Origin of the sequence: Mesorhizobium atlanticum, assembly GCF_003289965.1 — a bacterium.
GTDB lineage: Bacteria > Pseudomonadota > Alphaproteobacteria > Rhizobiales > Rhizobiaceae > Mesorhizobium > Mesorhizobium atlanticum.
In genome coordinates this window covers 721099-740591 of sequence record NZ_QMBQ01000004.1, presented here as the reverse complement: position 1 = coordinate 740591, position 19493 = coordinate 721099, and the positions used below count along the sequence as shown (strand labels likewise).

The window sequence follows — 19493 nt, the reverse complement described above, 5'->3', positions numbered from 1 at the left end:
GATCGAGGGGTGAACCCGCGGCGCGGATCCCGGCATTCCTTCGAATGCCGTGGGCCGCGCGCCGCGGGCGGGAGGATTACTTCTTCTTCACCAGATCGTTGGCATAGGCCTCGAGCTCGTTGAGGCCGCCCTTGATGTCGGTGCGTGTGCCGGCGACCAGTTCCTCCAGGATGATGCCCCAGCGGTCGCCGAGATCGGGCCAACGCGGATCCTGCCAGAAGTTCACCGCCGTCACCTTGCCGGTTTCGGCCAGCGCCTGGCCGAGATCGGCGCCGTAGATGTCGGCGAATTCCTTGCTGGAGAGCACGCTGGTGCGGTTCAGCTCGCCGAACTGATGCGCATCGAGCCGGCGCTTCTCGTTCTCCTTCGACGTTGCCCAGGCGATGAACAGGCCGGCGCACTTCTTCGCCGCGTCATCCGCATTGGCCTTGGTGCCGATGGCAAGCCCATGGCCGTAGCCGCCGCCCGGCAGCGGCGAGGGCGGCGGCAGGAAGCCGACCTTGCCGACCACCTGCGAGGTCTTCGGGTCCACCGCCATGCCCGACAGCGGCGTCGATTCGACGAGGATGGCGACCTGGCCGGAGAGGAAGGCGCCGGTCGATTCGTCCCAGCTGCCGGTCTGCGTGCCGGGCGCCGAGTCCTTGAACAGTTTCAGATAGGTCTCAGTCGCCTTCACGGCGGCGTCCGAATTGAAAGCCGGCTTGTCGCCATCGAACCACTTGCCGCCATAGGCCTTGAAGAACGGCATCCAGCGCCAGACATTGGCGCCCGAGCCGCGCGCGCCGCGCAGCGCGATGCCGTATATGCCCTTGTCGGCATTGGTCAGCTTCGGCACGTCGGCAATCAGCTCATCCAGCGTCTTCGGCGGCTGGATGCCGGCAGCTTCCAGCACGTCCTTGCGGTAGACCATCAGGTCGCCGCCGCCGGTCAGCGGCGCGAACCAGACCTTGCCGTCATAGGTGGCGACCTTCTGGCGGCCCGGATCGAAATCGGCGAAGTCATATTCAGCCGGGTAATAATCGGTCAGCGGCGCGATCCAGCCCGAGGACGCGAACAGCGCCACATTGGCCTCGTCGACATAGTAGACGTTGTAATTGCCGACGGTGGAAGCATCGGCGCGCGACTTGGCGCGGCGGTCGTTCTCGTTGAGGTAATCGATCTGGAACGAGGCGCCGGAGAGTTTTTTGAACTCGTCCTTGGAGTCCTCCAGAAGGGTCAGGCCGTCGCGCGGTTGCGCCAGCACCTTGACCGGCGCCGAGCACACCGGCGCCTGGGCAAGTGCTGCGGTTGACACGGAAGCGGTAAGCACGAACGCTGCGCCGAGGCTGGCAGCGAGCCGATTTGAATTCATTGGTTTTTCTCCTCCTGGAACACTCGCGGAAGCGGCAGGTCCTTGGCTAAGCGACCCTCACCGTCGCCCGTCTGACCTGCCACCCGTCGCCAAAATGAGCAGTTGGGAAGACCGAGGCTAGAAGCTCCGTTGCAGCAGACCTGTACTTTTATGCATTGTGCGGCGCAAAATATGGCGCCGGTAGAGCCTACCGGTCAGATGAGTATCAGTGCGATCAGGGACGGTGAAATCAGGCCCGAAGCGTCAGCCGCTGCCGCGACAGCTTGCGGTAGGAGGACGGCGTCATCTTGTGCTTGCGCAGGAAGGCCCGGTTGAAGTTCGAGATGTTCATATAGCCGACCTGGAAACAGATGTCGGTGATCGGGATATCGGTATCGGCGAGCAGCTTGCAGGCCTGCCAGAGCCTGAGCTTGGCGAGATGGTCGCTGAAGGAGTTGCCGGTGTTCTTCTGGAAGAAGCGGGAAAAACTGCTTTCGCTCATGCCGGCCAATTGAGCGACGTCGGGCAGCTTCAGGTCCTCGGCGAAATGCTGGAACAGATAGGTCAGCGAGCGCTGGATGATGTCGAGCGACTCCGCGTCGAGAAGCGGCGAGAAGTCCGGCGACGACAACAGCGCGTATTCGTCTGTGGTGGCCAGGAGATCCAGCAGTTCGAGGAACAGGCGGAACCGCGCCAGCCCGTGCACCTCGCCCATTCTTTCCATCAGCTCGGCGCCGTCGAGCGCCGTCTGGCCGTGGAAGACCATGCCACGCAGCGAGCGCTCCAGGAACGGCTCCAGCTCGCGCAATTCCGGCAGCAGCCCGGATGAACCGCGCAGCCGTTCGGGATCGAATTGCAGCACGATATCGCGGCCCTCGATCAGCTCGCCAGGCTGCACCGCCGTCACCCAGTCATGCGGCAGCCCGCCGCCGACGATGGTCAGATAGCCCGGCCCGAATTCGCCGATATGGTCGCCGACCAGCACCACGCCTGACGATTTCCTGAGCAGATGGATTTCGTATTCCGGGTGGAAATTCCAGACATTGCGCTCCCAGGGATAATCGTCCAGCCGCCACAGGAAACTCTCGCTCGCCTCCGTCACGATATGCTCGAAGGCGGGCGCCGTGCGCGGGATCGCGGCCGTGTTCTTTCTGCGCCTGAACGGCATTCAGTCCTCCGGCATGGCGCGCCGGCTGCGCGTGCCCGGGGGTATCCGTAGCAGCCCGCGGGCAGCAAATGAAAGAGGCGTCGCGGAAACCGGGCTGCGCCTGGATCAATCGCTAACCCCGCCTCCTCCCTTGCCAAAATGTCGCTTTTCATCCACAAGGCGACGCAAATGGCGCCATTTTGCGCCGTTGCTGTGCGGCTTCCGGCCTTTTTGCCGACGCGCCGTGTTCTGAAAGAGCGGAACAATGTCTGCGATCGAAACCGGCGCTCTCGCGCCGGAAAACCTTTGGCGTCAGGAAATCAGGGCGACGATCGCGCTCGCCTGGCCGATGGTGCTGACCAATCTCGGCCAGACGGCCATGACCGCGACCGACGTCATGATGATGGGCCGGCTCGGGCCGGACACGCTCGCCGCCGGTGCGCTCGGCTCCAACCTCTATTTCATGCCGCTGATCTTCGGCCTCGGCCTGATGCTGGCCACCTCGCCGATGATGGCGACCGAGCTCGGCCGCCGTCGCCATTCGGTGCGCGATCTGCGCCGCACCGTGCGCCAGGGCCTGTGGCTGGCGATCCTGATCTCGATCCCGATCTGGTTATTCCTCTCGCATGGCGAAGAGGTGCTGCTGGCCATGGGCCAGAAGCCGGAGCTTGCGCATGAGGCCGGCATCTACCTGCACTGGCTGCAATGGGCGGTGCTGCCCTTCTATGGCTATATCGTGCTGCGCTCCTTCATCTCGGCGCTGGAGCGGCCCGGCTGGGCGCTGGTCATCGTTTTCGTCGCGGTCGCCTGCAACGCCTTCTTCAACTGGGTGCTCATGTTCGGCAATCTCGGCGTCAAGTCGATGGGCATCGCCGGCTCCGGCCTCGCCACCACTTTGTCCAGCACGCTGATGTTCATCGGCCTGGCGGCGGTGGTGATCAAGGAGAAGAAATTCCGCCGTTACCGCTTGTTCGGCCGCTTCTGGCGCGCCGACTGGCCGCGCTTCCGAGGCCTGCTCAGGCTCGGCCTGCCGATCGCCGGCATCCTCGCCTTCGAGGTGACGATCTTCAATGCGGCGGCCCTGCTCATGGGCCTGATCGATGCGGACTCGCTCGCCGCCCACGCCATCGCCATCCAGATCGCCTCGATCTCCTTCATGGTGCCGCTTGGGCTCAACCAGGCGGTCACCGTGCGCGTCGGCCTGGCGCATGGCGCCGGCAATCCCGAAGGCGTGTCGCGCGCCGGCTGGACAGCCTTCGTCATCGGCGTCTCCTTCATGGCGCTGATGGGCCTGGTGATGATTCTGTGGCCGCATGCGCTGATCAGCGCCTTCATCGATCTTGCCGATCCGGCCAATGCCAGGGTGATCACGCTTGCCGTGTCGTTCCTGGTGTTCGCAGCGCTGTTCCAGATCTTCGACGGCGCCCAGGCGGTGGCCGCCGGCATGCTGCGCGGCCTGCACGACACCAAGGTGCCGATGATCTATGCGGCGATCGGCTATTGGGGCGTTGGCCTGCCGCTCGGCGTGCTGCTTGCCTTCCATTTCGGCCTGAACGGCGTCGGCATCTGGATCGGCCTGGCCTCCGGGCTGGCCGTGGTGGCGGCGCTTTTGCTAGCGCGCTGGGTCAGGCGCGATCGCATCGCGCCGGCGCTGTCCTTCGGGCATTGAAGCCTAAGGCTGCCGGTCCGGCTGGCGGTCTTTCGCCGGCTTAGCGGGCAGCCGCACGCTCGAGCCGGCGCGCATATTGCGTCAGCGGGAAGCACATGACGAAGAAGATCAGCGCCACCAGCCCGTAGACCTTGAACGGCTCGAAGGTCGCGTTGTTGATGGCGTTGGAGGTCCTGACCAGTTCCTCGAAGCCGATGATCGAGGTCAGCGCCGTCGACTTGATCAGCTGCACCAGGAAGCCGACCGTCGGCGCGCGGGTGATCGCGAAAGCCTGCGGCAGGATGATCAGCCGCAGTTCCTGCAGATAGTGCAGGCCGAGGCTGGCGCCGGCATCCCATTGTCCCCTCGGCAGCGCGTCGACGCCGCCACGCCAGATTTCGGCGAGATAGGCGCTGGCGAAGAAGGTGAGCCCGAGCACCGCCGCCGTCCACGGCTCGATGCGCAGCCCCAGCATCGGCAGGCCGAAAAACATCAGGAAAAGCTGCATCAGAAGCGGCGTGCCCTGGAACAGCGCGATATAGCCGGAGGCGATCCGCTTCACCCATTTGTTTTTGGCGATGCGGAAGAACAGCACCACCAGCCCGACCAGCGCGCCGCCGATAAAGGCGGCGAGCGACAGCAGCACGGTCCAGCGCGCGGCGAGCAAGAGGTTGCGGACGATGTCCCAGAAGGTGAACTCAATCATGACACGCCGGCTCCCAGAACCTGACGGCCGCCGCTGACCAGCAGCCGGCGCAGCCCCATCGACAGGCCGAGATAGACCATCGTCACGACGAAATAGGTCTCGAAAGCGCGGAAGGTGCGGGCCTGCAGCATGTCGGCTTCGTAGGTCAGCTCGCGCACCGCGATCTGAGACACCACGGCCGATTCCAGCATCATGATCACGATCTGGCTGGTCAGCGCCGGGTAGATCACTTTCAGCGCCTGCGGCAGCACGATCTTGATGAACACCTGGCGCGGCCTCAGCCCAAGCGCCAGGGCGGCTTCCGTCTGCCCGCGCGGCACGGCGTCGAGCCCGGCGCCGACGATTTCGATCGTGTAGGCTGCCATGTTGAGCGTCATCGCCAGCATCGCTGCCAGGATCGGGTCCAGCCTGACGCCAAGGCTGGGCAGCCCGAAGAAGATGAAGAACAGCTGCACCAGGAACGGCGTGTTGCGCATCACCTCGACATAGCAGCCGATTGCCAGCCGAAGCGGCTTTGGGCCGTTTCTTTTGCCGGCGGCGCCCAGGATGCTGAGGAAGGTGCCTGCGAGCGTGGTGACGGCGATCAGAAGCAGCGTCATCGCCGCGCCGCGCGCGATCACGCCCGCCGCACCCGCAAGCCAGCCGAAGTCGAGGCTGTAGCCCATGGCGATAGACCTTGTTGGAGCAGGCGGAACGGCTCAGCCCTTCATGACAGGCTGAGCCGCGCCGGAGATCAATCCTTGAGGTTGGCGGGATTGAGCGGCGTCTTCAGCCAGGCCTTGGAGCTTTCGTCCAGCTTGCCGTCGGCGAGCATCTTGGCGACCGCGTCGTTCACCGCCTTCTTCAGTCGGTCCTCGTTCTTGTTGAGGCCGATATGCGAGGGCGAGGTGAGCAGCTGGAATTTTTGCTCCGGCTGCAGCGCGTCCTGCTTCGCCAGCACCTGGGCGCCGACATCGTTGCCGACCACCATCAGCTGCGTCTGGCCGGAGATGAAGGCCTGGATGACGGAGTTGTAATTGTCGAAGCGGCGGATATCGGCGGAAGCCGGCGCGGCTTCGGTCAGCGACGTATCCTCCAGCGTGCCGCGATTGACGGCGATCGACTTGTCGGCGAGGTCTTCCTTGCCTTTGACCGCGAGCGCTTTCGGCCCGATGACGGCGATGTAATAGGGCGCGTAGGCGGCGGCGAAATCGATCACCTGCTCGCGTTCCTTGGAGTAGCCGACGCTCATCAGGATATCGACGCGCTTGTCGGTGAGATACGGAATGCGGTTCTGGCCGGTGACGCTGACCAGGTTGAGCTTCACCTTGAGCGAGTCGGCGATCGCCTGCGCCACGTCGATGTCATAGCCCTTGATGCTCATATCGGCGCTGGCCGAGGAGAAGGGCGGAAAGTCCGAGAAGATGCCGACATTGATGGCGCCGGCCTTGGTGATGTCGTCGATGGCGTCGGCTTTCGCCTGGGTGGCGAGGCCGGCGGCGCCGAGCATCATGGCCGCCGCGATTGCGGATTTCAGTGCGTTGCGAAGTGTCATTTTTGGTTCCCCTGCTGGAAGCTTGTTTGTTGCGTCCGGCCGCCGGCTCCAGCGCGGCGGCCGTATTGGCTAAGCAATTCCAGGAAAAGTGTGACGCGGTTTTCCGTCCGGAATTGCGTGAATTTAAGAGGGCTCAGCCTTTCTTGATCGCCGGGCTGAACACCATGAGGCTCAAGATCTCGAACAGCACCTGCGCACCGACATGGGCGGTGTTGGTGGTCGCGTCGTATTGCGGCGCCACCTCGACGACGTCGCCGCCGACGATGTTGAGGCCCTTCAGGCCGCGCAGCAATTCGAGCACCTCGCGCGTCGTCAGCCCGCCGACTTCCGGCGTGCCGGTGCCCGGCGCGAAGGCCGGGTCGATGCTGTCGACGTCGAAGGAGATGTAGGTCGGGCCGTCGCCGACAATCTTGCGCGCCTTTTCGACAATGGCTGGAATGCCGAGGCCGGTCACTTCCTCGGCATGCACGACCGTCATGCCGGACTCGTAGGTGAACTCCCACAGATATTCGGCCGAGCCGCGGATGCCGATCTGGATCGTGCGCGAGGGGTCGAGCACCCCGTCCAGCACCGCGTTGCGGAACGGTCCGCCATGGTGGAACTTGGTCATGTCGAACAGCCCGCTGGTGTCGCAATGGGCGTCGATATGGATCATGCCGACCGGGGCCTTCTTGCCCACCGCCTTCAGGATCGGATGGCTGATCGAATGGTCGCCGCCGACCGAAAGCGGCAGCACGCCGGCATCGACGATCTGGTTGGTGCGCTTTTCGATATCCTCGTGGCTGATTTCCAGTCGATAGCGGCTTCGGAACGGCGTGTCGCCGATGTCGGCGACGCGCAGCTCATGCGTCGGCGCACATTCCAGCACGTGGTTGTAGGGGCCGATGCGCTCGATGGCGCGCAGCGCTCGCGGCCCGAAGCGCGAGCCGGGGCGGTTGGTGACGCCGAGATCCATCGGCACGCCGATCATCGCCACCTGCAGGTCGCCGAAATCCGGGTTTTCGGCGGCGATCTCGCGGTAGGGCGCGGCGAGGAAGGTCGGGATGCCGGAATAGGGGGCAAGGCGCGTGCCCGACTTGTTGAATATCTTGTCGGCCACCTTGCGGAATTTCGGATCGAACATCTCGCCGCCATGGCTCTCGCCATATTTGCGGCGCAACGCTTCGAGCTTGCCGCGATCGTAACCCATGTCCGGTCCTCCTCTGCTTGCCTGCAGCGCTGTCCGCATGGACGATTTGCCAAGCCGGCCAGTTGCCAGGCTGGATCGTTGCCCGCCGGCCGCGCTGCGGGTTCCACGTCTCTTGAAGCTGTTCCGGGCAAAAGTGTCGAGCAGCCGCATTGAAAAATCAATTGATATTGTTAGGGTCTTGGTTGTGAGAAAATCTCACAAACTAGGGAGCTCCCATGGCCAAGCGCCTGCCGCCTCTGAACCCGCTGCGCGCCTTCGAGGCGACGGCGCGCCACGCCTCGCTGACCAAGGCGGCGGGTGAGCTCAATGTCACGCATGGCGCCGTCAGCCACCAGATCAAGGCGCTCGAGCAATCGCTCGGCGTGAAGCTCTTCGAGCGCAGCGGGCAGCGTGTGAAGCTGACGCCGCATGGCGCGGAATTCCTGCCGGCGGTCTCGGCCGCCTTTGAAGGCATCGCCGCCGCCACCCAGCGCATGACGCGGCCGGCAAGCGCCGGCGCGCTGTCGGTCTCCTGCGTGCCGGCGCTGCTGCTGCTCTGGATGACGCCGCGGCTCGGCTCCTTCACGGCGCAATATCCCGACATCCAGCTGACGCTGATCCCGTCCAACGATCCCAAGGACATCCGCGCCGCGGACATCGACGTCTGCGTGCATTATGGCGACGGCGGCTGGAGTGACTGCTGGATACGCAAATGGTCCGGGCTGGAGCTGTTTCCCGTGGTCAGCCCGACGCTGATCAACAATCGGCCGATCCGCAGCGTCCGCGACCTCGCCGATCATGTGTTCCTGCATGGCGACGATGGCCGCGAATGGCACACCTGGCTGGCCGCCGCCGACGCGCTCGATCTCGAGCGCGGCCGCCGCCATCGTCTGGGCGATGCGCGCATGGCGACGGAGGCCGCCGTGCATGGGCACGGCGTTGCGCTCGGCGACTCGGTGACCGCGCGCGCCTTGCTGGCCAGGGGCATGCTGGTCGCGCCCTTCACCCTGTCGGTGCCGGCAGTCGACGATTTCTACGTCGTCTGCCGCAACGAGATGCGCTCGGCGCCGATCGTCCAGCTGTTCATCGACTGGCTGTTCGCCGAGAAGGAGCAGGACGAGGGCCGCGCCGATGCCCCCGTGGCCGGGCGCGTGCCGAGCCGCAGGAAACGCCCCGCGCTGAAGGTGATCGGCGCCAGGGCCACATCCTGACGGCTGGACTTGCATAGCCGCTTTTTGTCGGGCCAGCTTGCAAAGCGGGGAGCGCGTTCGAAAATACAATGCTAAGAGGCAAGTTGGCTGAGGCAATTCCAGGAGAACCGCGCGACGGTCTCCCATTCGGAATTGCTCGAACAAGGACTTGAAGCGTGACGCCCGCGTTTGAGTGGGTTCTGCTTCTTGGGGTGAGGAAGCATGGCAAAGACCGATATAGCGAGGCGCGTCTACAACCACACCTGGAAGCTGGACCCGATCGTCCGCAGCCTGCTGGACACCGACTTCTACAAGCTTCTGATGCTGCAGATGATCTGGGGCATGTATCCCAAGGTCGATGCCACCTTCACCTTGATCAACCGCACCACCTCGGTGCGCCTGGCCGATGAGATCGATGAAGGGGAACTGCGCGAGCAGCTCGACCATGCCCGTACATTGCGTTTCTCCAAGAAGGAGATGATCTGGCTGGGCGGCAACACCTTCTACGGCCGCAAGCAGATCTTCGAGCCGGAATTCCTGGCATGGCTCGAGGATTTCCGCTTGCCCGACTACGAGCTTTCCAGGCGCGACGGCCAGTACGTGCTCTCCTTCCCCGGCCCCTGGATGTACACGACGCTTTGGGAAATCCCGGCTTTGGCCATCATCAACGAGCTGCGCTCGCGAGCGGCGATGCGCTCCTTCGGCCCGTTCGCGCTCGACGTGCTCTATGCCCGTGCAAAGGCCAAGATGTGGGCCAAGACCGAGCGGCTGAAGGCGCTGCCGGGCATCCGCATTTCCGACTTCGGCACAAGGCGTCGCCATTCCTTCCTGTGGCAGCGCTGGTGTGTCGAGGCGCTGAAGGAGGGCATCGGCGATGCCTTCACCGGCACCTCCAACGTGCTTCTGGCCATGGACAACGACCTCGAGGCTTTGGGCACCAACGCGCATGAATTGCCGATGGTCTTCGCGGCGCTCGCCAATTCCGAGGAGGAACTGCGGCAGTCGCCCTACAAGGTGCTGCAGGACTGGCAGCGCTATTATGGCGGCAACCTCCTGATCGTGCTGCCCGACGCCTTCGGCACCGACTCCTTCCTGCGCGATGCGCCGGACTGGGTCGCCGACTGGACCGGCTTCCGCCCAGACAGCGCGCCACCGATCGAGGGCGGCGAAAAAATAATCGACTGGTGGCGCAAGAAGGGCAAGGACCCCAAGCAGAAGCTGCTGATCTTCTCCGACGGTCTGGAAGTCGAGACCATCGAGGAGACCTACAGGCATTTCCGCGGCAAGGTGCGCATGTCCTTCGGCTGGGGCACCAACCTCACCAATGATTTCGAAGGCTGCGCCCCGACGGAGACGGACAGCCTCGACGCCATCTCGCTGGTCTGCAAGGTGACGGAAGCCAATGGGCGACCGGCGGTGAAGCTGTCGGACAACCCGGCCAAGGCGACGGGGGATGAGAAGGAGATCAAGCGGTATCTGCGGATCTTTGGCGAGAAGGGAAGGGTGGAGCAGCTGGTGAAGGTGTGAGGCTTAAGGCCTGGACGAATGGAATTCCTGCATAAGCCGAGTTCCTTCGCGCCCCCCTCTGTCCTGCCGGACATCTCCCCCACAAGGGGGGAGATTGGCAGCTTCGGACATCCCGCCTCTTTCTGCGAAGTCGAAAGTTGGCGAAAGCCGGGGCGACATCCGATCTCCCCCCTTGCGGGGGAGATGTCCGGCAGGACAGAGGGGGGTGTGAAGGATCGCGACGCTGGAGTTAATCTCCTCGGGGTAATCGCAGCTGCATTTGCCTCGCTTCTCCCCACTCCTGCCTTTGCCCACGCCTCCGACCGCGGCCACGTGCTGCTTCTCCCGACTGGCTACTATATCGCCGGCGGCGCGCTGGCCGTCGCCGTCAGCTTCCTCGCCGTGGCGCTGCTGCCATCCGCCGCCCTCGACAATTTCTGGCGCCGGCGCCTGAGCCTGCTCACCTTCGGCGACCACCTACGCACCCTCGTCAGCCTGATTTCCTTTGCCGGCTTCGCACTTCTCGTCGCCGCCGGCCTTCTCGGCAGCCGCGACCCGCTATCCAACCCGCTCCCCCTGGTGGTCTGGACGCTGCTCTGGGCCGGCTTCACCCTGCTGCAGGGCGTGCTCGGCGACCTCTGGGCGTGGCTCAACCCATGGTACGGACCGTGGCGTGTCGCCTCTCGCGTCTTCGGCCTTCGTGCGGACGATGCAACGCGATCGCGCCTGCCCGACTGGCTCGGCTACTGGCCGGCCTTCGTGCTGTTCTTCGCCTTTGCCGGGTTCGAGCTGATCGATCCCGCGCCTGACGATCCGGCCCGCCTCGCCCTTGCCGCCGGCCTCTACTGGCTGGCGAGCTTCATCGCCATGCTTGTCTTCGGCTACGACGCCTGGAGCAAGCGTGGCGAATTCCTCACGGTCTTCTTCTCCATGGTCGCCTGCTTCGCGCCTGTCGAGCGCCATGACGGCCGCCTCTCCCTTTGCTGGCCGGGCGCCAAGCTGCTCGCCGCCGAGCCGCTGCCGCCGGGCGGCACGGCCTTCCTCCTGCTGGCGCTGTCGTCGGTGTCCTTCGACGGCTTGTCGAAGAGCTTCTTCTGGCTCGGCCTGTTCGGCGTCAATCCGCTGGAATATCCCGGCCGCACCGCGCTTGTCGGCATCGGCAGCTTTGGCCTCGTGCTCACCTTCGTCTTGCTGGCGGCTGTGTTCGCGCTTGCCGTCCTCCTCGGCCAACGCCTCGTCGGCGACCACCGCTCTTTCGGCGCCAACGCCGGCTTGCTGGTCTGGTCGATCGTGCCGATCGCGCTCGCCTATCACATCGCGCATTACCTTGCCGTGCTTCTGGTCGACGGTCAGTACGCGCTGGTCGCCCTCTCCGATCCCTTCGCACTAGGCTGGAACCTGTTCGGCACCGCCAATAGGATGGTCGAAGCGGGGGTCGTCGCCGGCGCACGGTCGGCCTGGTGGCTGTGGAACGTGCAGGCCGGCGTCATCATCGCCGGCCATGTGCTGGCGGTGCTTGTCGCCCATGGCCTTGCTTGGCGTCTCCACAAACAGCCGTCGCGCGCAACGCTCAGTCAATTGCCGCTTACATTGCTTATGATCGCCTACACGATCTTCGGCCTTTGGTTGCTTGCCACGCCGACCGCCGGATGACACAAGAGCGTGCCAATAATGCCGTCGGGTAAAGCTCGCTTGCCAGGCCAAAGCTTTGGTGATTTAGTTTGTACACATGCAATTTTTCCATCCTTCGGAACGGGATGGATTAGCCGCCTTATCGCTGGTCAAGACTGAAAAAACAGGGGAACGGACATGGCTGACAAGAACGGATTTTTCGACCTCTCCAAGACGACGCTTTCGCGCCGCACCGCGCTGAAGGGCATTGCCGCCGGGGCGGGCCTGGCGCTGGCGCCCGGCTTCGTCCGCTACAGCCAGGCGCAGAGCTCGGCGCCGATCAGAATAGGTTTCCAGTCCCACCGCACCGGCATCGGCGCCGCCTATGGCCGCTGGTACGAGAAGACGAGCGCCGCCGCCGTCAAGGCGATCAACGACGCTGGCGGCATCGCCGGCCGCAAGGTCGAATTGGTCATCGAGGACGACGGCACAGATCCGGCGCGCGGCGCCGAGGTTGTCAACAAATTCGCCAAGCAGCACAAGACCGACATCGTCTTCGGCACCTTGTTCTCGCATGTCGTGATCGGCTCGGCGCCGGCCGCCGGCGAGAACAAGATCCCCTATTTCGTGGTCAGCGAAGGCCATCACGTCGCCTCCACCAAACTCAACCGCTACGTCTTCCAGCCCGGCATCACCGACGTGAAGAGCCAGATCCAGTCGATGGCGCCGTGGATCGCGGCGAACGCTGGCAAGAAGGTGACGCAGATCTTCCCCGACTTCGCCTTCGGCTACGACCATCGTGACTACCTGCCGCCGGCGCTGAAGGCGCAAGGCGCCGACGTCATCGCCCAGATCGCCATCCCGCCGACGGAAAGCTCCTTCACAAAATACTTCCCGCAGATCCCGGCCGAGACCGAGGTGATTTACCACGTCATGGTCGGCCCGGCCGTGCTCACCTTCGTGAAGGAGCTCGGCGAGTTCTACGGTTCGCAGCGACCGCAGCTCTTCGGCTTCATGGATTCGCTCGAGGCTACCGACATCAACAGCCCGGGCCTCGAATTCCTCGACGGCAGCCATTTCTGGGAGGGTTCGCCGCGCTACGCGCAGCCCGACGATTCCGCCGCGCAAAAAGCCTACCGCGCCGCCGTCGGCATCGATGACAACGGCGCCGCCGTAGGCGATCCCAAGGACGTCTCCACCGCCTCGCACATGTTCGGCTGCTGGGAAACGCTCTATGTCGTCAAGAAGGCGATGGAAGATGCCGGCTACAAGGGACCCGAAGACCGCGCCAAGCTGGTCGAGGCGACCGAGGCGCTGAAGGAATTCGCCGAAGGGCCGGAGCATCCGCAGGGCCCGAAAACCTTCAACGGCAAGATCCACCAGTGTTTTGGTATTCAGAACATCTCGAAGGTCGAAGGCGGCAAGCTCAAGGTCGTCCACAAGACCAAGATCGAGGACGGCCTCTACGAGCCGGAAGGCGATTACACGACGCAGGCGCTGTAGGCGCCTTACCCTCCCCCTTTGTAGGGAGGGTCGGCGAACTGGCTTCGCATTTCGCGAAGCCAGTGAGACGGGAAGGGGGCCGCGATGGCCCTTGCCCCACCCCCCACCCGACCGCTACGCGGTCACCCTCCCCACGAGGGGAGGGCAAGGGCGCCCTGAATGCATTTCGGACCCCACCTTCTCCTCGCCGCCCTCGAAGGCCTCGTCACCTCCGCCGTGCTGGCGCTGACGGCGCTTGGCCTGTCGCTGGTGTTCGGCGTCATGCGCATCGTCAATGTCGCCCATGGCGAATTCTTCATGCTGGGCGCGGTGCTCGCCTGGGCGATCTCGACGGCGATTTCCGGCCATCCGGCGATCGGCTTCGCGGCAGCGCTGGTGATCGCGCCTTTGCTCGTCGGGCTGGTCGCGTTTCTCGCCGAATGGCTGGTGTTGCGGCGGCTGAACTACAACCCCGAAAGCACCATCGTCGCCACCATCGGCATGCTCTACATCATCCAGCAACTGGCGCTGACCTTCTATGGCCCCGAGGCGCGCCCGGTTGAGCCGCCCTTCAGCTATCGTATCCTTCTGCCGTGGTTCGGCTATTCCGGTTACAAGCTGTCGGTGGTCGCCGCTTCGGCCATTTTGCTCGTCATCACCTGGCTTGTGCTGACCCGCACGAAGATCGGCATGATCATGCGCGCCACGCAATATGACCGCGAGACGGCGCAGGCCTTCGGTATCCCGGTCGAGCGCGTCTATGCCGGCGTTTTCGCGGTCGGCGCCATGCTGGCCGCGATCGCCGCGGTGCTGATCGTGCCGATCAGCCAGGCACATTATTTGATGGGGCAGGACCCGCTGCTTCTGTCCTTCATCGTCGTCATCATCGGCGGCTTGGGCTCGCTGCGCGGCACCGTCGTCGCGGCTGTCCTGATCGGCCTCTCCGACGGCATCATCTCGATGTTCTTCTCGCCGACGCTCGCCAAGATCATCGCCACGCTGGTGGTCGCCATGGTGCTGGTGTTCCGCCCGCAAGGCCTGTTCGGAACCGCGCCGCGATGAGGGATGCTTCGCCGGCAAAGACCTACGCCCTGCATATCGGCGTCATCGCGCTCCTGTTCGCGCTGAACTTCGTCCTGCCGGATTACCATCAGGGCCTGTTTGCCCGCATCATGGCGCTGGCGGTCTTCGCCATGGGCTACAACCTGCTCTTCGGCTATGTCGGCCTGCTCAGCCTCGGCCACGCCATGTTCTTCTCGGCCGGCCTCTACGGCGCGGGCCTGACCGTCTACCACCTCGGCTGGGGTGTGCCGGAAGCCTTCCTTGCCGGCGTCATTTGCGGCGCGCTGCTCGCTTTGGTCGTCGGCCTGCTGGCGCTGCGCACCTCGGGCGTGGCCTTCATGATCGTCACCATGATGTTCGCCCAGGTCTTCTATCTGCTCATTCTCTATTTCGCCGCCTGGACCGGCGGCGACCAGGGCCTGGTCATCCAGCAGGCATCGCGGGTGTTTTCGATCGGCGGCGCTTCGTTCGATCTGACCGATCCGATCGTGCGCTACATGAGCGCGCTGTCGCTGTTCGCGATCGTGCTGCTCGTCACACTTGCCGTGGTCCGCTCTCGCTTCGGCCGCGTGCTGGTCGCCATCCGCGAGAATGAGGAGCGGACAAAGATGCTCGGTTATGACACGGTCGCCAACAAGCTTGCCGCCGTCGTCGCCTCCGGCGCCATCTGCGCGGCTTCCGGTGCGGCCTATGCCTTGCTGTTCGGCTATGTCGGCTCGAATTTCGCGTCGATCCAGTATTCGATCCTGCCGCTGCTCTGGGTGCTGCTCGGGGGTGCTGCGACCACGCTCGGGCCGCTCATCGGCACGCTGTTCATGTATTATGTCACCGACATCACCAGCGGCTTCACCTCCGCTTATCTGCTGATCGTCGGCGTCGCGCTCATCCTGCTCGTCCTGTTTGCCCCGAAGGGCATCATGGGCAGCATTCGCCAGCGCTGGCTGGGATGGCTGCCATGACGCCGCTGCTCACCACCAAGGGCCTGTCTCGCCAGTTCGGCGGGCTGCGCGCCGTCGACGGCGTCGACTTCGCGCTGATGCCGGGCGAGATTCGCGCCGTCATCGGCCCGAACGGTGCCGGCAAGACGACTTTCGTCAGCCTGCTCAGCGGCCGCATCCGGCCATCATCGGGTGCCGTTGTCTTCGACGGCGTCGACATCACCGCCATGCCGGCCTACCAACGGGTCAGGCTCGGCGTCGCCTACACGTTCCAGATCACCAGCGTCTTCGCCAACCTCACGGTCTTCGACAATGTCGCGCTGCCGGTGCAACGCACGCTGACGGACGGCCGCACCAAGGGGCAGGTCAGGACCGGCGTGATGGCGGCGCTCGAACGCACCGGCCTTGCCGACCGCGCCGGCACGCTGGCCGCGCATCTTTCCTACGGCCATCAGCGTCTGCTCGAAGTGGCGATGGGCCTGGCGCTGAAGCCGCGCCTGCTAATCCTCGATGAGCCGACACAGGGCCTGGCCGACAGCGAGATCGACAATTTCATCACGCTGGTGCGCGGGATCGCCAGGGACGCAACGGTTCTTCTGATCGAGCACAACATGCCGGTCGTCATGGGACTCGCCGACCGTATCACCGTCTTCAATTCGGGAAGGATCCTCGCCGAAGGCACGCCGGGCGAGATCCGCGCCAACACGCAAGTCCAGGACGCCTATCTCGGAGCGACCCATGGCTGATACGGGATTGCTCACCGTTGCGGGCCTCGACTGCTACTATGGCGAAGTGCAGGTGCTCTACGGTCTCGACCTCGTCCTCAACAAGGGCGAGGTGCTGTGCCTGTTCGGCCGCAATGGCGCCGGCAAGACGACGACGCTGAAGGCGATCATGGGCCTGGTGCCTGCGGCGGCCGGCTCGATCAAGCTGGACGGCAAGGAACTGACCGGGCTCGCCGCGCATGACGTGCCGAAGGCCGGCGTCGCCTATGTGCCGCAGGGCCGGCGCCTGTTCGCCGAGATGAGCGTGGCGGAAAACATCGAGATCGGCCTGATGGCGCGCGGCAAGGGCAAAGAGACGCGCGACAACGTCCTCGATCTCTTCCCGCTGCTGCGCGAACGGCTGAAGCAGCGTTCCGGCACGCTCTCCGGTGGCGAGCAGCAGATGCTGGCCATGGCGCGCGCGCTCTGCCTCGAACCCCAGGTGCTGCTGCTCGACGAGCCGACCGAAGGGCTGATGCCGTCGATGCTTGCTAGGATCCGGGAGACGGTGGCCAAGCTGCGTGAGCTCGGCGTCTCGACCATCCTGGTCGAGCAGCGCGTCGACGCCGTGCTGTCGGTTGCCGACCGGGTCTCCTTTATCGAGAACGGCCGCAACCGCGAGACGGTCGATGTCGAGGCGCTGCGCGCCGACCCGTCGGCGGTGCGAAGATATGTTGGGGTGGGATAGAGCGCTCGATTCGCCATCCGAGCCAAGGCATCCGACCCGTCGCGCCGCCCCTCATTGCCCTGCCGGGCATTTCTCCCCGTAAACGGGGAGAAAGATGCTGGCCGCGGGCCTCGGCGCTCATTCTGCAACGTTGAAAATTGGCGAAATCGGCCATGACAGCCCCTTCTCCCCGCTCACGGGGAGAAGATGGCGGCAGCCAGATGAGGGGCGGCGCCGACGGTAGAAAATTGAGTAGCTCAGCTCATCGAAAAAAGAGAAACCCCGCGATCAAAAAAGTCGGGATCAGCACCAGGCCCGACCAAGCCATGTAGCCGAAGAAGCCCGGCATCTTGAAGCCGCGGTGCCTGGCGATGGCGAAGACCATGAAGTTGGGCGCGTTGCCGATATAGGTGTTGGCGCCCATGAACACGGCGCCGGCCGAGATCGCCGCAAGCGTCGAGGCGGCCTCGGTCATCAGGTGCTGGGCGTCGCCGCCGGCAAGCTCGAAGAACACCAGATAGGTCGGCGCGTTGTCGAGGAAGGAAGACAGTGCCCCGGTCAGCCAGAAATAGGCGAGGTCGTTGGGCTGACCGTCGGCGGATGTGACCAGTGCCACCAGCGGCGCCAGCGCGCCGTCGTGACCGGCCCTGAGAATGGCGATGACCGGCACGATGCAGATGAAGATGCCGGCAAACAATTTCGCCACCTCGGCGATCGGCCCCCAGGTGAAGCCGTTCGCTTCGCGGTGGCTCTTGTACGAGACTTTTAAGGACAGGAAGGCGAGCGTCAGGATGATGGCGTCGCGCACCAGGTTCTGCAATTCGAGGCCGACGCCGAGGATCGGGATGCTTACACCCGGCTTCCAGCTCGCCGAAAGCAGGATCGCGCCGATCACGCCGGCGAGCAACGGCAGGTTGGCCAGCCCGCGCAGGCGCACCTTTGTGTCGGGTGTCGGATCCTTGATCTTGGGCATGCCGGCCTCGCGGCGATGCAGGAAGATGTCGATCGCGAGAAAGATAGCCAACACCAGGCCACCGACGAAAAGCGTGTCGGGCAGGATGTGCACCGTCGTCCAGAAGAAATCGACGCCGCGCAGGAAGCCGACGAACAAGGGCGGATCGCCGAGCGGCGTCAGCGAGCCGCCGATGTTGGAGACCAGGAAGATGAAGAAGATCACCACATGCGCATTGAACGGCCGGTTGTCGTTGGCGCGCAGCATCGGCCGGATCAGGATCATCGAGGCGCCGGTCGTGCCGATGACCGAGGCGAGCAGCGCGCCGATCAAAAGCAGCCCGGCATTGACGAGTGGGGTGCCATGGATGTTGCCGGCAAGCAGGATGCCGCCCGAGATCGTGTAGAGCGCGAACAACAGGATGATGAAGGACATGTATTCGGTCAGCAGCGTGTGCAGCACCGCTTCGCCCGCGGTCGCGATGCCGAAGGCGACTGCCAGCGGGATGACCACCAGCGCCGCCCAGCCAGCGGCAATCTTGCCGTAGTGATGTTCCCAAAGATGCGGGAAAAGCAGTGGCCCCGTCGCGATCGACAACAGCAGGCCGGCAAAGGGGAGCGCCCACCAGAACGACATGGCGGCACCGGGCAGTTCGTGGATTTCGGCGGCGAGCGCCTGCGCTGGGAACAGCACCGCGATGGCAAGCAAAGCGAATGAGACAAACCCCTTCGACCGGCCGCCGCGCGCCTTCCCCTTCTCCCCTTGTGGGAGAAGGTGGATCGGCGCGTAGCGCCGAGACGGATGAGGGGTGCTCCAGCGGAGCGAGACGCTGGCTTTCCCTGGAACACCCCTCATCCGTCGCCTTCGGCGACACCTTCCCCCACAAGGGGGGAAGGGGGAACCCGCATTCCGGCGCTGCAAACTAGCCATCTCCTCTCCCCTCGGGGAGAGGTCGGATTGCCCCGAATTGCATTTCGCAATTCGGTCGGCAATCCGGGTGAGGGGGCCCTTCCCCACAATCCGGTCAGTCCGCCGAATGGTCTTCAAGCGTCACGCCGGCGTCGCGCATGCGCTTCAGCATCGCCTCGACCGAGCCGTTGAGGTCGATGCCGCGGCAGGCGTCGAGCCTAACCGTCGTCCTGAAACCCTGCTTCACCGCGTCGAGCGCCGAAAAGGCCACGCAGAAATCGGTGGCGAGCCCAACCAGCGTGATCGTGTCGATGCCGCGTTCCTTCAGGTAGCCGCCAAGGCCGGTTGGCGTGGTGTGGTCGTTCTCGAAGAACGCCGAATAGGAGTCGATCGCGGTGCGGAATCCTTTGCGGATCACCAACTCGGCCTTGGTCCAGGCGAGCCCGGAATGGAAATCGGAACCGAGGCTGCCCTGGATGCAATGATCCGGCCACAAGGTCTGCGGCCCATAGGGCATCTCTATGGTTTCGAAGGGCTGTTTGCCCGGATGGCTGGAGGCGAAGCTCGAATGTCCGGCGGGGTGCCAGTCCTGCGTCAGGATTACATGGTCGGTCCGCCGGATCAGGTCGTTGACCAAAGGCACGATCTCGTCGCCGCCGGCAACCGCCAGCGCGCCGCCGGGGCAAAAATCGTTCTGCAGGTCGATGACGATGAGCGCTTCGTCGGCCATGCGGTTCCCTCTCGTTTGGGCCCCCTCGTATCGGCTTGAGGCTCCAGTCCAAAAGCCGCTGACGCGACCGGACACGGAACCTTGACCAGATGGCCGGCGCCGTCAACCTCCAAGGCCATAACAATTGCGTTCAGGCCGGCACGCCGCCG

The 19493-nt window shown here is 64.4% G+C and carries 17 protein-coding genes; 9 read left to right on the top strand and 8 right to left on the bottom strand.

Features of this window, described 5'->3' with window-relative positions; genetic code table 11:
- Window positions 1-76: 76 nt before the first annotated feature.
- Both DPM35_RS17140 and DPM35_RS17135 read right to left on the bottom strand, forming a co-directional pair.
- Window positions 77-1351, bottom strand: coding sequence for an ABC transporter substrate-binding protein (locus DPM35_RS17140; RefSeq protein ID WP_112128418.1), 1275 nt, complete (start codon window positions 1349-1351; stop codon window positions 77-79).
- Window positions 1352-1580: 229 nt separating this feature from the next.
- Window positions 1581-2498, bottom strand: a complete 918-nt coding sequence (locus DPM35_RS17135) for an AraC family transcriptional regulator (RefSeq protein WP_112128417.1) — start codon at window positions 2496-2498, stop codon at window positions 1581-1583.
- Between the two features lie 244 nt (window positions 2499-2742).
- Between DPM35_RS17135 and DPM35_RS17130 the strand changes: the two genes are divergently transcribed.
- Window positions 2743-4146: an MATE family efflux transporter gene (locus tag DPM35_RS17130; protein ID WP_112128416.1), complete on the top strand. Its 1404-nt coding sequence runs from the start codon at window positions 2743-2745 to the stop codon at window positions 4144-4146.
- A 40-nt stretch (window positions 4147-4186) separates the two neighbouring features.
- Here DPM35_RS17130 and DPM35_RS17125 read toward each other — a convergent pair whose 3' ends face one another.
- The 4 genes from DPM35_RS17125 to speB form a co-directional block, all read right to left on the bottom strand.
- Window positions 4187-4831 (bottom strand): amino acid ABC transporter permease, encoded by a 645-nt coding sequence (locus DPM35_RS17125; RefSeq protein ID WP_112128415.1) that lies wholly within the window; start codon window positions 4829-4831, stop codon window positions 4187-4189.
- Entirely contained in the window at window positions 4828-5496 is a 669-nt protein-coding gene (locus DPM35_RS17120; protein ID WP_112128414.1) for an amino acid ABC transporter permease, read from the bottom strand. The genes DPM35_RS17125 and DPM35_RS17120 overlap by 4 nt, the downstream gene beginning before the upstream one ends.
- A 68-nt stretch (window positions 5497-5564) precedes the next feature.
- Entirely contained in the window at window positions 5565-6365 is an 801-nt protein-coding gene (locus tag DPM35_RS17115; protein ID WP_112128413.1) for a transporter substrate-binding domain-containing protein, read from the bottom strand.
- 133 nt (window positions 6366-6498) lie between these two features.
- The gene (gene speB / locus DPM35_RS17110; protein ID WP_112128412.1) at window positions 6499-7554 is read right to left on the bottom strand and encodes an agmatinase; all 1056 of its coding nucleotides are present in this window, start codon (window positions 7552-7554) and stop codon (window positions 6499-6501) included.
- A 215-nt stretch (window positions 7555-7769) separates the two neighbouring features.
- Between speB and gcvA the strand changes: the two genes are divergently transcribed.
- The 8 genes from gcvA (at window position 7770) to DPM35_RS17065 (ending at window position 16774) form a co-directional block, all read left to right on the top strand.
- The gene (gene gcvA / locus DPM35_RS17105; protein WP_112128411.1) at window positions 7770-8744 is read left to right on the top strand and encodes a transcriptional regulator GcvA; all 975 of its coding nucleotides are present in this window, start codon (window positions 7770-7772) and stop codon (window positions 8742-8744) included.
- A gap of 201 nt (window positions 8745-8945) precedes the next feature.
- Window positions 8946-10250: a nicotinate phosphoribosyltransferase gene (pncB, locus tag DPM35_RS17100; RefSeq protein ID WP_112128410.1), complete on the top strand. Its 1305-nt coding sequence runs from the start codon at window positions 8946-8948 to the stop codon at window positions 10248-10250.
- 183 nt (window positions 10251-10433) lie between these two features.
- A complete protein-coding gene (locus tag DPM35_RS17090; RefSeq protein ID WP_112128409.1) occupies window positions 10434-11882 on the top strand; it encodes a hypothetical protein in 1449 nt (482 codons plus the stop codon).
- A gap of 156 nt (window positions 11883-12038) precedes the next feature.
- Window positions 12039-13343, top strand: a complete 1305-nt coding sequence (locus DPM35_RS17085; RefSeq protein WP_112128408.1) for an ABC transporter substrate-binding protein — start codon at window positions 12039-12041, stop codon at window positions 13341-13343.
- A 159-nt stretch (window positions 13344-13502) separates the two neighbouring features.
- Window positions 13503-14384 (top strand): branched-chain amino acid ABC transporter permease, encoded by an 882-nt coding sequence (locus DPM35_RS17080; RefSeq protein ID WP_112128407.1) that lies wholly within the window; start codon window positions 13503-13505, stop codon window positions 14382-14384.
- Window positions 14381-15343: a branched-chain amino acid ABC transporter permease gene (locus DPM35_RS17075; RefSeq protein WP_112128406.1), complete on the top strand. Its 963-nt coding sequence runs from the start codon at window positions 14381-14383 to the stop codon at window positions 15341-15343. Before DPM35_RS17080 ends, DPM35_RS17075 begins: the two co-directional genes overlap by 4 nt.
- Window positions 15340-16068: an ABC transporter ATP-binding protein gene (locus DPM35_RS17070; protein ID WP_112128527.1), complete on the top strand. Its 729-nt coding sequence runs from the start codon at window positions 15340-15342 to the stop codon at window positions 16066-16068. Before DPM35_RS17075 ends, DPM35_RS17070 begins: the two co-directional genes overlap by 4 nt.
- Window positions 16061-16774 carry an ABC transporter ATP-binding protein gene (locus DPM35_RS17065; RefSeq protein ID WP_112128405.1) on the top strand — a complete coding sequence of 238 codons (714 nt, stop codon included), beginning with the start codon at window positions 16061-16063 and terminating at the stop codon, window positions 16772-16774. Before DPM35_RS17070 ends, DPM35_RS17065 begins: the two co-directional genes overlap by 8 nt.
- 241 nt (window positions 16775-17015) lie before the next feature.
- Here the strand turns inward: DPM35_RS17065 and DPM35_RS17055 are convergent, their stop codons facing one another.
- Together DPM35_RS17055 and pncA are read right to left on the bottom strand one after the other, a co-directional pair.
- On the bottom strand, window positions 17016-18341 hold the full coding sequence (locus DPM35_RS17055) for a sodium:proton antiporter (protein WP_425373383.1): 1326 nt from the start codon (window positions 18339-18341) through the stop codon (window positions 17016-17018).
- Window positions 18342-18729: 388 nt separating this feature from the next.
- Entirely contained in the window at window positions 18730-19344 is a 615-nt protein-coding gene (gene pncA / locus DPM35_RS17050) for a bifunctional nicotinamidase/pyrazinamidase (RefSeq protein WP_112128403.1), read from the bottom strand.
- Between the last annotated feature and the right edge of the window lie 149 nt (window positions 19345-19493).